The sequence below is a fragment of the Streptococcus sp. oral taxon 058 str. F0407 genome (genome assembly GCF_000235485.1).
Lineage (GTDB): Bacteria > Bacillota > Bacilli > Lactobacillales > Streptococcaceae > Streptococcus.
Window position 1 is genome coordinate 159,642 of record NZ_JH378888.1, and the last position, 13,728, is coordinate 173,369.

The 13,728-nt window shown below is 41.4% G+C and carries 10 protein-coding genes and 1 other annotated feature; all 10 genes read left to right on the top strand.

Features of this window, described 5'->3' with window-relative positions; all coding sequences use genetic code 11:
- The first annotated feature begins 30 nt into the window (after nt 1-30).
- Nucleotides 31-987 carry a competence protein CoiA gene (locus HMPREF9184_RS05290; RefSeq protein WP_000495870.1) on the top strand — a complete coding sequence of 319 codons (957 nt, stop codon included), beginning with the start codon at nt 31-33 and terminating at the stop codon, nt 985-987.
- 18 nt (nt 988-1,005) lie between these two features.
- Entirely contained in the window at nt 1,006-2,808 is a 1,803-nt protein-coding gene (gene pepF, locus HMPREF9184_RS05295) for an oligoendopeptidase F (RefSeq protein WP_000244105.1), read from the top strand.
- A 1-nt stretch (nt 2,809) separates the two neighbouring features.
- A complete protein-coding gene (locus HMPREF9184_RS05300; RefSeq protein ID WP_083822910.1) occupies nt 2,810-3,523 on the top strand; it encodes an O-methyltransferase in 714 nt (237 codons plus the stop codon).
- A 65-nt stretch (nt 3,524-3,588) separates the two neighbouring features.
- A complete protein-coding gene (prsA, locus tag HMPREF9184_RS05305; RefSeq protein WP_000727958.1) occupies nt 3,589-4,530 on the top strand; it encodes a peptidylprolyl isomerase PrsA in 942 nt (313 codons plus the stop codon).
- Between the two features lie 188 nt (nt 4,531-4,718).
- Entirely contained in the window at nt 4,719-5,942 is a 1,224-nt protein-coding gene (gene ftsW, locus HMPREF9184_RS05310) for a cell division peptidoglycan polymerase FtsW (protein WP_000703364.1), read from the top strand.
- Nucleotides 5,943-5,965: 23 nt separating this feature from the next.
- A complete protein-coding gene (gene ppc, locus HMPREF9184_RS05315) occupies nt 5,966-8,662 on the top strand; it encodes a phosphoenolpyruvate carboxylase (protein WP_000058158.1) in 2,697 nt (898 codons plus the stop codon).
- A 96-nt stretch (nt 8,663-8,758) separates the two neighbouring features.
- Nucleotides 8,759-8,975: a binding site (T-box leader), on the top strand.
- A gap of 114 nt (nt 8,976-9,089) precedes the next feature.
- Nucleotides 9,090-10,085: a tryptophan ABC transporter substrate-binding protein gene (gene trpX / locus HMPREF9184_RS05320; protein WP_000792175.1), complete on the top strand. Its 996-nt coding sequence runs from the start codon at nt 9,090-9,092 to the stop codon at nt 10,083-10,085.
- 65 nt (nt 10,086-10,150) lie between these two features.
- Nucleotides 10,151-11,017 carry an ABC transporter permease gene (locus HMPREF9184_RS05325; protein ID WP_000637247.1) on the top strand — a complete coding sequence of 289 codons (867 nt, stop codon included), beginning with the start codon at nt 10,151-10,153 and terminating at the stop codon, nt 11,015-11,017.
- Nucleotides 11,014-11,772 carry an ABC transporter ATP-binding protein gene (locus HMPREF9184_RS05330; protein WP_000125422.1) on the top strand — a complete coding sequence of 253 codons (759 nt, stop codon included), beginning with the start codon at nt 11,014-11,016 and terminating at the stop codon, nt 11,770-11,772. The genes HMPREF9184_RS05325 and HMPREF9184_RS05330 overlap by 4 nt, the downstream gene beginning before the upstream one ends.
- Before the next feature lie 195 nt (nt 11,773-11,967).
- Nucleotides 11,968-13,728, top strand: coding sequence for a DNA primase (dnaG, locus tag HMPREF9184_RS05335; protein WP_000227912.1), 1,761 nt, complete (start codon nt 11,968-11,970; stop codon nt 13,726-13,728).

Genomic DNA, 13,728 nt, shown 5'->3' on the forward strand with positions numbered 1-13,728 from the left:
TTTCGAATAAATGAGAAAAGGAGGTAGACCATGTTTGTAGCCAGAGATGCCAAGGGGATTTTGGTGAATGCCCTCGAAAAAGATGTTACCAAGCAAGCTTATACTTGTCCAGCCTGTGGTGGTGGACTACGATTACGCCAAGGACAGAGGATTCGAACGCACTTTGCCCATGAAAGGTTAAGAGATTGTATTGCCATTTTTGAAAATGAAAGTCCAGAACACTTGGGCAACAAAGAGGCCCTCTATCACTGGGCCAAGAAGGACAATCAAGTCGCCTTAGAATATAGTCTGCCCGAGATTCAGCAGATTGCGGATGTTCTCGTCAATGAGAAATTAGCTCTGGAGGTTCAGTGCAGTCCCTTGTCTCAAAAGCTTTTATACGATAGAAGTCAAGGCTACCGTAGTCAGGGATACCAAGTTATCTGGCTATTGGGAGAAAAACTCTGGTTAAAAGAGAGACTGACACAACTGCAAAGGGGATTCCTCTATTTTAGTCAGAATATGGGATTCTATGCTTGGGAACTAGATCTCAAAAAGCAAGTTTTGAGACTGAAATATCTTTTGCATCAGGACCTACGAGGCAAGCTTCACTTTCGGGTAAAGGAATTTCCCTTTGGTCAAGGAAACCTTTTGAAAATTCTACGATTTCCTTATCAAAAACAAAAACTAGCTAGTTTTACAGTTGCCCAAGATTCCACTATCTGTCACTACATTCGCCAACAGTTGTACTACCAAACGCCTTACTGGATGAAAAAACAGGAGGAGGCTTATCAACAAGGAGACAATCTATTAAACCGTCAACTGGACGACTGGTATCCTCAGGTCAGACCGATAGAATCAGGTGATTTTTTGCAGATTGAAATGGATTTGACTAGCTATTATAGAAATTTTCAGGCTTACTATCAAAAAAAACCGAAAAATAATCGCCAAAAGCTCTATCCGCCAGCCTTTTATCGCTTATATTTCTCAAAAAATGTGGTAAAATAGAAAGGATGGAGGAATCTTATGGTATTACAACGACATGAAATAAATGAAAAAGATACATGGGATCTTTCGACAATCTACCCAACAGACCAGGCTTGGGAAGAAGCCTTGAAAGATTTAACTGAAAAAGTACAAACAGCATCTCGGTATGAGGGGCATCTCTTGGATAGTGCAGACAGTTTGCTTGAGATTACAGAATTCTCACTTGACTTGGAACGCCAAGTTGAAAAGCTTTATGTCTATGCGCATATGAAAAATGATCAGGACACGCGTGAAGCCAAGTATCAAGAGTACTATGCTAAGGCAATGACCCTGTACAGTCAGTTAGAACAAGCCTTTTCATTCTATGAACCTGAGTTTATGGAGATTAGTGAAGAGCAGTATGCGGACTTCCTAGAAGCTCAACCAAAACTCCAAGTTTACAAACACTTTTTTGACAAGCTCTTGCAAAAGAAAGATCATGTTCTTTCACAACGTGAGGAAGAATTGCTTGCTGGAGCAGGAGAAATCTTTGGCGCTGCTAGTGAAACCTTTGCTATTTTGGATAATGCGGATATTAGCTTCCCATACGTCTTGGATGATGAAGGCAAGGAAGTGCAGCTCTCACACGGTACTTATATTCGCTTGATGGAGTCTAAAAACCGAGAAGTCCGTCGTGGCGCCTATGAAGCCCTCTATGCGACTTATGAGCAATTCCAACATACTTATGCGAAGACTTTGCAGACAAATGTTAAGGTGCAAAACTACCGAGCAAAAGTTCGCAACTATAAGAGTGCTCGCCATGCAGCCCTTGCAGCCAACTTTGTTCCAGAGAGTGTCTATGACAATCTAGTAGCAGCAGTTCGCAAGCATTTGCCACTCTTGCATCGTTACCTTGAACTTCGCTCTAAAATCTTGGGGATTTCAGATCTCAAGATGTACGATGTCTACACACCGCTCTCGTCAGTAGATTATAGCTTTACCTACGAAGCAGCCTTGAAAAAAGCAGAAGAGGCCTTGGCAGTCTTGGGTGATGACTACTTGAGCCGTGTCAAACGTGCCTTTAGCGAGCGTTGGATTGATGTCTATGAAAACCAAGGCAAGCGTTCTGGTGCCTACTCTGGTGGTTCTTACGATACAAATGCCTTTATGCTTCTTAATTGGCAGGACAATCTAGACAATCTCTTTACCCTAGTACACGAGACTGGTCACAGTATGCACTCTAGCTATACACGTGAAACTCAACCTTATGTTTACGGAGATTACTCTATCTTCTTGGCTGAGATTGCCTCAACGACCAATGAAAATATCTTGACGGAGAAATTATTGGAAGAAGTAGAAGACGATGCAACTCGCTTTGCTATCCTTAATAACTTCTTGGACGGTTTCCGTGGAACGGTCTTCCGTCAAACTCAATTTGCTGAGTTCGAACATGCCATTCACCAAGCAGACCAAAATGGAGAAGTCTTGATAAGTGATTTCCTTAATAAACTCTACGCTGACTTGAACCAAGAGTACTATGGACTCAGCAAGGAAGACAATCCTCAAATCCAATATGAGTGGGCTCGCATTCCACACTTCTACTATAACTACTATGTATACCAATATTCGACTGGTTTTGCAGCTGCTTCAGCCTTGGCTGAAAAGATTGTCCATGGTAGTCAGGAAGACCGTGATCGTTATATCAACTACCTCAAGGCTGGTAAGTCTGACTATCCGCTTAATGTCATGAGAAAAGCAGGAGTGGATATGGAGAAGGAAGACTATCTCAACGACGCCTTTGCAGTCTTTGAACGCCGTTTGAATGAGTTTGAAGCCCTTGTTGAAAAATTGGGATTGGCTTAAGATGGTAGAGTCTTATAGTAAAAATGCCAATCACAATATGCGTCGTCCTGTCGTCAAGGAAGAAATCGTAGAGTTCATGCGCCAGCGTCAAAAGCAGGTGACAGGTTCCTTGAAAGAATTGGAGACCTTCGCTCGCAAGGAAAATATTCCCATCATTCCTCATGAAACGGTTGCTTATTTCCGTTTTCTCATGGAAACCATGCAGCCCAAGAACATTTTGGAGATTGGAACGGCAATTGGCTTTTCTGCCCTCCTGATGGCGGAACATGCGCCAAATGCCAAGATTACAACGATCGACCGTAATCCTGAGATGATTGGTTTTGCTAAGGAAAATTTTGCCCAGTTTGACAGGCGCAAACAAATCACTCTTTTGGAAGGAGATGCTGTAGATGTCTTGTCAACCTTGACTGAAACTTATGACTTTGTCTTTATGGATTCGGCCAAGTCCAAGTACATCGTCTTTCTACCAGAAATCCTTAAACACTTGGATGTCGGTGGAGTAGTAGTTTTGGATGATATTTTCCAAGGAGGCGATGTTGCCAAGGATATCATGGAAGTCCGTCGGGGTCAACGCACAATCTATAAGGGATTACAAAGACTTTTCAAAGCAACTTTGGATAATCCAGATTTAACGGCGACTTTAGTTCCGCTTGGGGACGGCATTCTCATGCTACGAAAGAATGTAGCAGATGTCCAACTTTCTGAGAGTGAATGATTTTTAGAAAAATTTAAGACAATTTAGTAAAATAGAGAAGGTAACTTACCATAAAAGGAGTAAACATGAAGAAAAAACTATTGGCAGGAGCCATTACCTTATTATCTGTAGCGACTTTGGCTGCTTGTTCAAAAAGTTCTGAAGGGGCTGACCTCATCAGCATGAAGGGTGATGTCGTCACTGAACACCAATTTTATGAACAAGTCAAAAACAATCCAACTGCGCAACAAGTCTTGCTTAATATGACCATCCAAAAAGTATTTGAAAAACAATATGGTTCAGAAGTGACTAACAAAGAGGTGGATGATGCCGTTGCTGAGGAACAAAAGAAATACGGCGATAGCTACAACAGCGTACTTCAACGTGCGGGTATGACTCCTGAGACTCGTAAAGCTCAAATTCGCACAAGTAAGTTGGTCGAATTGGCAGTTAAAAAAGCCGCAGAAAACGAATTGACTGACGAAGCTTACCAAAAAGCTTTTGAGTCTTATACACCAGATGTAACAGCTCAGATCATCCGTATGGATAATGAAGACAAGGCAAAAGAAGTGCTTGAAAAAGCAAAAGCAGCAGGAGCTGATTTTGCCCAGTTGGCAAAAGACAACTCAAACGATGACAAGACAAAAGAAAATGGTGGAGAAATTACTTTTGACTCTGCTTCAACAGAACTTCCAGAACAAGTCAAGAAGGCGGCCTTTGCCTTGGATGTGAATGGTGTCTCTGATGTCATCACAGCGACTGGAACACAAGCCTACAGTACCCAATACTACATTATTAAGCTAACCAAGAAAACAGAAAAATCATCAAACCTAGATGATTACAAAGAAAAATTAAAAACAGTCATTTTGACGCAGAAACAAAACGATTCATCTTTCGTTCAGAGCGTTATCGGGAAAGAATTCCAAGCTGCAAATATTAAAGTGAAAGATCCTGTTTTCCAAAATATCTTTGCCCAATACGTTGGTGGTGCAGACTCAAACTCAAGCAGTAGCTCATCAGCAGAATAAAAAAGAAAATACAAACTTTGTCTTGAAGTTTGTATTTTTTGTGATCAGTTTCGGCCAAAGAGCAAAATTCGAAGGATTGGAGGATAAGAGTTTTTTTCTTTCTGAAAAAATGGTATAATAGCAATCAAAACTAGAAAATAAAACGGAATTAGGAACAGTTTTCTCTGTTTCTATTAGAGTGGTGACATATGAAAATTAGTAAAAGGCACCTATTGAACTATTCCATTTTGATTCCTTACCTCCTTTTATCGATTTTGGGTCTAATTGTTGTTTACTCAACGACGAGTGCTACCTTGATCCAAGAAGGGAAAAGCGCTCTTCAGTTAGCTCGGAACCAAGGAATGTTTTGGGTAGTTAGTTTGGTTTTGATTGCCTTAATTTATAAACTGAAACTTGGTTTTTTAAGAAATGAACGCTTGATTTTTATCGTTATGTTTGTAGAGATGATTCTCCTAGCTTTGGCTCGGCTAATTGGAACACCAGTCAATGGTGCCTACGGTTGGATTTCTGTAGGACCTGTAACGATTCAGCCTGCGGAGTACCTTAAGATTATCATTATTTGGTACCTAGCCCATCGATTCTCAAAACAGCAAGATGAGATAGCTGTTTACGACTTCCAAGTCTTGACTCAGAATCAGTGGTTACCTCGAGCTTTTAACGACTGGCGTTTCGTTTTACTGGTTTTGATTGGTAGTTTGGGAATTTTCCCTGACTTGGGAAATGCGACCATTCTGGTCTTGGTGTCGCTGCTTATGTACACAGTCAGCGGAATTGCCTATCGTTGGTTCTCGACTATTCTAGCTCTCTTAGCAGGAAGTTCTATTTTAGTCTTGTCTGTCATTCGCTTTGTCGGGGTTGAAAAGTTTTCTCAAATTCCGGTATTTGGTTACGTTGCTAAACGTTTCAGCGCCTTCTTTAATCCCTTTACTGACTTGGCGGGTGCAGGACACCAGCTCGCAAATTCCTACTATGCAATGGTAAATGGTGGCTGGTTTGGACTTGGATTAGGAAATTCCATTGAGAAACGTGGTTATTTGCCAGAAGCACATACGGATTTCGTCTTTTCAATCGTCATCGAGGAGTTTGGATTTGTAGGAGCGGGTATGATTTTGGCTTTACTCTTCTTTTTGATTTTGCGAATCATCCTGGTTGGTATTCGAGCTAAGGACCCCTTTAACTCTATGGTTGCCATCGGTGTCGGGGGGATGATTCTGGTTCAGGTCTTTGTCAATATCGGTGGAATTTCAGGGTTGATTCCTTCTACAGGGGTAACCTTCCCCTTCCTTTCACAAGGAGGGAATAGTCTTCTGGTCTTATCTGTAGCCATTGCCTTTGTACTAAATATCGATGCCAGCGAAAAACGTGCCAAACTTATCAGAGAATATGAAAGTCAACCTTCTGCTACTCTGTAAGGATTGTATGGAAAGGAAAGTTTATGTCACTTCAAAAATTAGAAAACTATAGTAATAAAGCAGTCGTCCAAGAAGAAGTCTTGATTCTGACTGAGCTATTAGAAGATATCACTAAAAATATGCTGGCGCCTGAGACTTTTGATAAAATCATGCAGTTGAAGGATTTGTCTACAAGCGAAAACTATCAAGGACTCAATAAATTGGTGACCAGCCTTTCAAACGAGGAAATGATCTATATTTCTCGCTATTTCTCAATCCTTCCACTCTTGATCAATATCTCTGAAGATGTGGATTTGGCTTATGAGATCAATCACCAAAATAATGTGGACCAAGACTACCTAGGAAAACTGTCAACAACCATTAAGATGGTGGCTGAAAAAGAAAACGCGGCTGCAATTTTGGAGCAGCTGAATGTAGTTCCAGTTTTGACGGCCCATCCAACACAAGTACAACGCAAGAGTATGCTGGATTTAACCAATCATATCCATACACTCTTACGGAAGTACCGTGATGTCAAACTAGGCTTGATCAACAAAGAAAAATGGCACACAGATCTCCGTCGTTACATTGAAATTATCATGCAAACGGATATGATTCGCGAGAAGAAATTGAAGGTAACCAACGAAATCACCAACGTGATGGAGTACTATCAGAGTTCTTTCTTGAATGCTGTTCCACGTTTGACGGCTGAGTATAAAAAATTAGCTAAAGAACAAGGTATCGAGCTCCAACATCCAAAACCGATTACTATGGGGATGTGGATCGGAGGAGACCGTGATGGAAATCCTTTCGTAACTGCGGAAACCCTCAACAAATCAGCCTTGACTCAGTGTGAAGTCATCATGAACTACTATGATGAGAAGATTTATAACCTCTATCGTGAATTCTCACTTTCAACCAGTATTGTGAATGTTAGTGACAAGGTTCGTGAGATGGCGCTCAAGTCTCAAGATAATTCCATTTATCGTGAAAAAGAACTCTATCGTCGTGCCCTCTTTGACATCCAAGCTAAGATGCAGGCAACCAAGACCTATCTTATCGAAGACAAGGATGTTCATCCAAGATATGCCACTGCAGATGAATTCTACCAAGACTTGTTAGCCATCCGAGATTCTCTATTAGAGAACAAAGGTGAGTACCTGATTTCAGGAGAATTTGTCGAGTTGATGCAGGCGGTTGAAATCTTTGGCTTCTATCTTGCCTCTATCGACATGCGCCAAGATTCTAGTGTCCACGAAGCTTGTGTCGCAGAATTGTTAGCATCCGCAGGTATCAACGACCATTATAGTGACCTTTCTGAAGACGAAAAATGCGCCCTCCTATTAAAAGAGTTAGAAGAAGATCCTCGTATCCTCTCAGCAACTCATGCTGAAAAGTCAGAACTACTTGAGAAAGAACTATCTATCTTTAAAGCCGCTCGCAAGTTGAAGGATAAATTAGGTGAAAACGTCATCCGTCAAACCATCATCTCTCATGCAACCAGCGTGTCTGATATGCTAGAACTAGCCATTATGCTTAAGGAAGTCGGCTTGGTGGATGACCAAAAAGCCCGCGTTCAGATTGTTCCTCTCTTTGAAACGATCGAGGACTTGGATCACTCAGAAGAAACCATGAGAAGATATTTCTCTCTTCCTTTGGCTAAAAAATGGATTGCTTCAAAAGATAACTATCAGGAAATCATGCTTGGCTACTCTGATAGTAACAAGGACGGTGGTTACCTGTCATCATGTTGGACTCTATATAAAGCTCAACAGCAACTGACTGCTATTGGTGATGAATTTGGCGTTAAGGTCACTTTCTTCCATGGTCGTGGTGGTACTGTGGGTCGTGGTGGTGGACCAACTTATGAAGCTATCACATCTCAACCACTCAAGTCTATCAAAGACCGCATCCGTCTGACTGAGCAGGGAGAAGTGATTGGAAACAAATACGGTAACAAAGACGCTGCTTATTATAACCTTGAAATGTTGGTTTCTGCAGCCATTAACCGTATGATTACCAAGAAGAAGAGTGATACCAATACGTCAAATCGTTACGAAGCTATCATGGATCAAGTAGTAGACCGTAGCTACGATATCTACCGTGATTTGGTCTTTGGAAATGAACATTTCTATGACTATTTCTTCGAGTCAAGCCCAATCAAAGCTATTTCAAGCTTCAACATCGGTTCGCGTCCAGCAGCTCGTAAGACCATCACTGAAATTGGCGGTTTGCGTGCCATCCCTTGGGTCTTCTCATGGTCACAAAGCCGTGTCATGTTCCCTGGTTGGTACGGAGTGGGATCCAGCTTCAAAGAGTTTATTGATCAGAATCCTGATAATATTGAGATCCTCCGTGACATGTACCAAAACTGGCCTTTCTTCCAATCTTTGCTTTCCAATGTAGACATGGTCTTATCTAAGTCTAACATGAACATTGCCTTTGAATATGCCAAGCTCTGTGAAGATGAAGAAGTGCAGGCTATCTACTACACTATTTTAGATGAATGGCAATTGACCAAGAACGTTATTCTAGCTATCGAAGGCTATGACGAACTCTTGGCTGAAAACTCTTACCTAAAAGACAGTCTAAACTATCGTATGCCTTACTTTAATATCCTTAACTATATCCAGTTGGAGTTGATCAAACGTCAACGTCGCGGCGAATTGTCAGCAGACGAAGAAAGACTAATCCATACAACTATCAACGGAATTGCAACAGGTTTGCGTAATTCAGGCTGATATTCTACAAGCTTCCTCTTTTTTCAAGGGGAAGTTTTTGAATAGTTTAAAAAATTCTAAAAATAGTCTTGACAAGTAATTGAAAAATGATATAATTTAAACATTCAGAAAGTAATCATACTCATTTTTTAGAGAGTCTGTGGTTGGTGGAAACAGATAAATGAAAGTGATGAAAATTGGGCTGAATGTACTTAAGAATTTGAAATCATAAAAATTCGGTGAGCACACCTTACAGTGCAACTCGTGATTGCGAGAAAGAGCGATAGGGATATTCCCTATAATTGAGGTGGCACCGCGCATCGACGTCCTCACACAAGTTTTTTGTGTGAGGACTTTTTTGTTGGAGGAAACTTATGGAATTTAAACGATGGCGTCGCTTGTTTTGTTTAAAAGAGCATTATACAAGTGATTTAAAAGGAGAAAAAATATGAAAAATAAACGTTTAATTGGAATTATCGCTGGATTAGCAGTATTGGTAGTAGCTAGTTTGATCTATTCATCTATGAACAAGCCAGCAGCTAAGGTGGAGCAAAAAGTTGCTAAGGTTGGTGTCCTTCAGTTTGTTAGCCACCCCTCTTTAGACTTGATTTACCAAGGAATTCAAGATGGACTAGCTGAAGAAGGCTATAAGGACGACCAAGTAAAAATCGACTTTATGAACTCTGAAGGTGATCAGAGCAAGGTTGCAACCATGAGTAAACAATTGGTAGCAAATGGAAACGATGTTGTTGTTGGGATTGCAACACCAGCAGCTCAAGGACTAGCAAGTGCTACAAAAGACCTACCAGTTATCATGGCTGCTATTACAGACCCAATCGGTGCTAACTTGGTCAAAGATTTGAAAAAACCAGGTGGCAACATCACAGGGGTGTCAGACCACAACCCAGCTGAACAACAAGTGGAATTGATTAAAACTTTGACACCAAATGTCAAAACAATCGGCGCTCTCTACTCAAGCAGTGAAGATAACTCAAAATCACAAGTTGAAGAATTCAAGGCTTATGCTGAAAAAGCAGGTTTGACAGTCGAAACCTTTTCCGTTCCATCAACAAATGAAATTGCCTCAACAGTCAATGTTATGACTAGCAAGGTTGACGCAATCTGGGTTCCAATTGACAACACCATCGCATCAGCCTTCCCAACAGTTGTATCAAGCAACCAAACAGCTAAAAAACCAATCTACCCAAGTGCCACTGCCATGGTAGAAGCAGGTGGATTAGCATCTGTAGTAGTTGACCAACACGATCTTGGAGTGGCTACTGGTAAGATGATTGCTAAAGTTTTGAAAGGTGAAAAACCAGCTGATACTCCAGTTAATGTCTTCTCAACTGGTAAGTCAGTGATTAACAGAAAACTAGCGCAAGAACTTGGCATCACAATCCCTGAGTCTGTTCTAAAAGAAGCAGGACAAGTGATTGAATAAAGATAAAGGAGGAGTTGGGGACATCTCCTCCCATTTTTACTAAAGAAAGAAGTGAGTGAAAGATTATGATAGTATCCATTATTTCTCAGGGAATGGTGTGGGCGATTTTAGGTTTGGGAATCTTTATGACCTTCCGAATTTTGAATTTCCCAGATATGACTACTGAGGGCTCTTTTCCTCTAGGAGGAGCAGTAGCTGTTACCTTGATAACACAAGGGGTTAATCCATTTTTAGCGACCTTGGCTGCAGTAGGGGCAGGCTGCCTAGCTGGTATGGCAACGGGTCTCTTATACACCAAAGGTAAAATTCCAACTCTCTTATCAGGGATTTTGGTCATGACTTCCTGCCATTCCATCATGCTCATGATTATGGAACGTGCCAATCTGGGGCTTCTTGGCACTAAGCAAATTCAGGATGTCTTGCCTTTTGATTCGGACCTCAATCAACTCTTGACTGGATTTATCTTTGTTGCCCTTGTTATTGGACTCATGCTCTTTTTCCTAGATACCAAATTAGGTCAGGCCTACATCGCTACAGGTGATAATCCTGACATGGCTCGTAGTTTTGGAATTCATGTTGGTCGTATGGAACTCATGGGTTTGGTTCTCTCAAATGGGATTATCGCGCTTGCAGGAGCCTTAATTGCTCAACAAGAAGGATACGCGGATGTTTCCCGAGGAATCGGAGTGATTGTCGTAGGGCTTGCTAGCTTGATTATTGGTGAGGTTTTGTTCCAGAGTTTGACCTTGGCAGAGCGACTCATGACCATCGTTGTAGGCTCTATCGCTTATCAGTTCCTCGTTTGGGGAGTGATTGCTCTTGGATTTAATACAAGTTATCTTCGTTTGTACAGCGCCTTAATTTTAGCAGTTTGCCTTATGATTCCAACCTTCAAAAGCAAATACCTGAAAGGAGTCAAGTTTAGCAAATGACAGCAATTGTAGAATTAAAAAATGCTACCAAAGTCATCACGAATGGCTTTGACGAGGAAAAAATCATCCTTAATGATGTTTCTCTTGAAATTTTTGAACATGATTTCATTACCATCCTAGGTGGAAATGGAGCTGGGAAGTCAACTCTTTTTAACACTATTGCAGGTACCTTACCTTTAACAAGCGGAAGTATCCGCATCATGGGCGAGGACGTGACGCATTTTTCACCTGAAAAGAGGGCTAAGTACTTGTCCCGTGTCTTTCAGGATCCCAAGATGGGTACGGCTCCCCGTATGACGGTAGCGGAAAATCTCTTGATTGCCAAGTTTCGTGGTGAGAAGAGAGGGCTCCTTCCTAGAAGGCTATCAAGCCATAGAGAAGAGTTTCAGGCTACCATTGAAAAAGTGGGAAATGGCCTTGAAAAACATCTGGACACCCCTATAGAGTTTCTATCAGGTGGTCAACGACAAGCTCTAAGTCTTTTGATGGCAACCTTGAAGCGCCCAGAGTTGCTCTTGTTGGATGAACACACAGCAGCTCTCGACCCAAAGACCAGTGTTGCACTTATGGAGTTAACAGATGAATTTGTCAGCAAAGACTATCTGACAGCCCTCATGATTACCCACCATATGGAAGATGCCCTCAAGTATGGAAATCGTCTGATTGTCATGAAGGAAGGGCGTATCATTCAAGATTTGAACAAAGAAGAAAAATCAAAAATGAAAATTTCAGACTACTATCAATTATTTGAGTAAAATAGAGAATTGTTCATCAAAAATAGTGAAGATTAGCTTAGAAGCACGGAAGTGTTTCTGAGTTTTTTATCTTCCCTTTCTATCAAGAAAAATAAGGCAAAGAGAATTACGGAAAGCGTATGAAATGGTTTACTTTTTTTCAGAAATAAGCTATACTAGTTTACGTGAAACTATGATAAGATGGAGGTATTGTGTATGGTTGACAAGCAAGTCATTGAAGAAATCAAAAACAATGCCAACATTGTGGAAGTCATAGGTGATGTGATTTCTTTACAGAAGGCTGGACGGAACTATTTAGGGCTCTGTCCTTTTCATGGTGAAAAGACTCCCTCTTTCAACGTTGTGGAAGACAGGCAGTTTTATCATTGTTTCGGTTGTGGGCGCTCAGGAGATGTTTTTAAGTTCATCGAAGAATACCAAGGCGTGTCCTTCATGGAAGCCGTTCAACTCTTAGGTGAGCGCGTCGGTATTCAACTAGCTATGCCTATCCAGTCTCGTCCTCAACAGCTTTCTCCTCATCAAGTTCTATATGATATGCATGAAGAAGCTGCACGCTTTTACCATGCAATCCTCATGACGACCAAGATGGGAGAAGCAGCAAGGGCTTATCTCTACAAACGTGGATTGACAGACGATGTTCTGAAGCACTTTCAGATTGGACTAGCTCCAGCCGAGAGAAACTATCTCTACCAACGTTTGGCTGACAAGTTTGAGGAAAAGGATTTATTGGCTTCGGGCTTGTTTTATTTGTCTGATGACAATCAGTTCTTTGATACCTTTTTCGGACGTATTGTCTTCCCTTTGACCAATGACAAGGGGCAGGTCATTGCCTTTTCAGGTCGTATTTGGCAAGAAGCCGATAATCAGACTGCCAAGTACAAAAATAGTCGTTCAACTGCAATTTTTAATAAGAGTTACGAATTGTATCATTTGGACAAGGCAAAAAAGGGAACAGGTAAGATCACAGAGCTTTACCTGATGGAAGGCTTCATGGATGTTATCGCGGCCTACCGCGCTGGTATAGAAAATGCTGTAGCCTCCATGGGGACAGCTCTGAGCAGAGAACATGTTGATCACCTCAAACGCTTCACCAAAAAGATAGTTCTCAGCTACGATGGTGACAAGGCAGGACAGGCAGCGACAGCCAAAGCTCTGGAAGAATTAAAAGATTTCTCAGTGGAAGTTGTCCGAGTACCTGATGCCATGGACCCAGATGAGTATTTACAAAAGAATTCTGCTGAAGATCTGGCCTACCTCTTAACCAAGACACGTATCAGTCCTATAGAGTTCTATATTCACCAACTCAAACCTGAGAATAGTGATAACTTGCAAGCGCAAATCGAGTTCATTGAAAAGATTGCGCCCTTAATCGCCAAAGAAAAGTCTATCACTGCCCAGAATTCATACATTCACATTCTGGCGGATAACCTACCTTCCTTTGATTACCAGCAGGTGGAACAGATTGTAAATGAAAGTCGAATTGTTCAAAGGCAGGAGAGGGTAAAGGATCATCCTACACCAGTAGGGATTAGTTTACCTGTGACCCGGCAACTGACAGCAGTTATGAGAGCGGAGGCTCATCTCCTTTATAGGATGGCTGAGAATCCACTTGTTTTAAATGACTACCGATTAAGAGAAGATTTTTTCTTTGATACCCCAGAATTTCAGATTCTTTACGAATTATTAAGTGTAGAGGGAGAAATCGGATCAGAGGAACTGTCTCATCAGAGTCCTGAGGTTGAAAATGCCTGGTACCATGTTCTTGGTCTAGATTTGCCAACTGAGATGTCGCCTCAAGAACTTTCTGAAGTCGAAGCGACTCGTAACCGTGCCCTCCTCAGCAAGGACAATTTAAAGATTAAAAAGAAAGTACAGGAAGCTAGTCATCTAGGAGATACAGACACAGCCTGGGAAGAATTCCAACGATTGATTTCCCAAAAGAGAAGAATGGAGTAA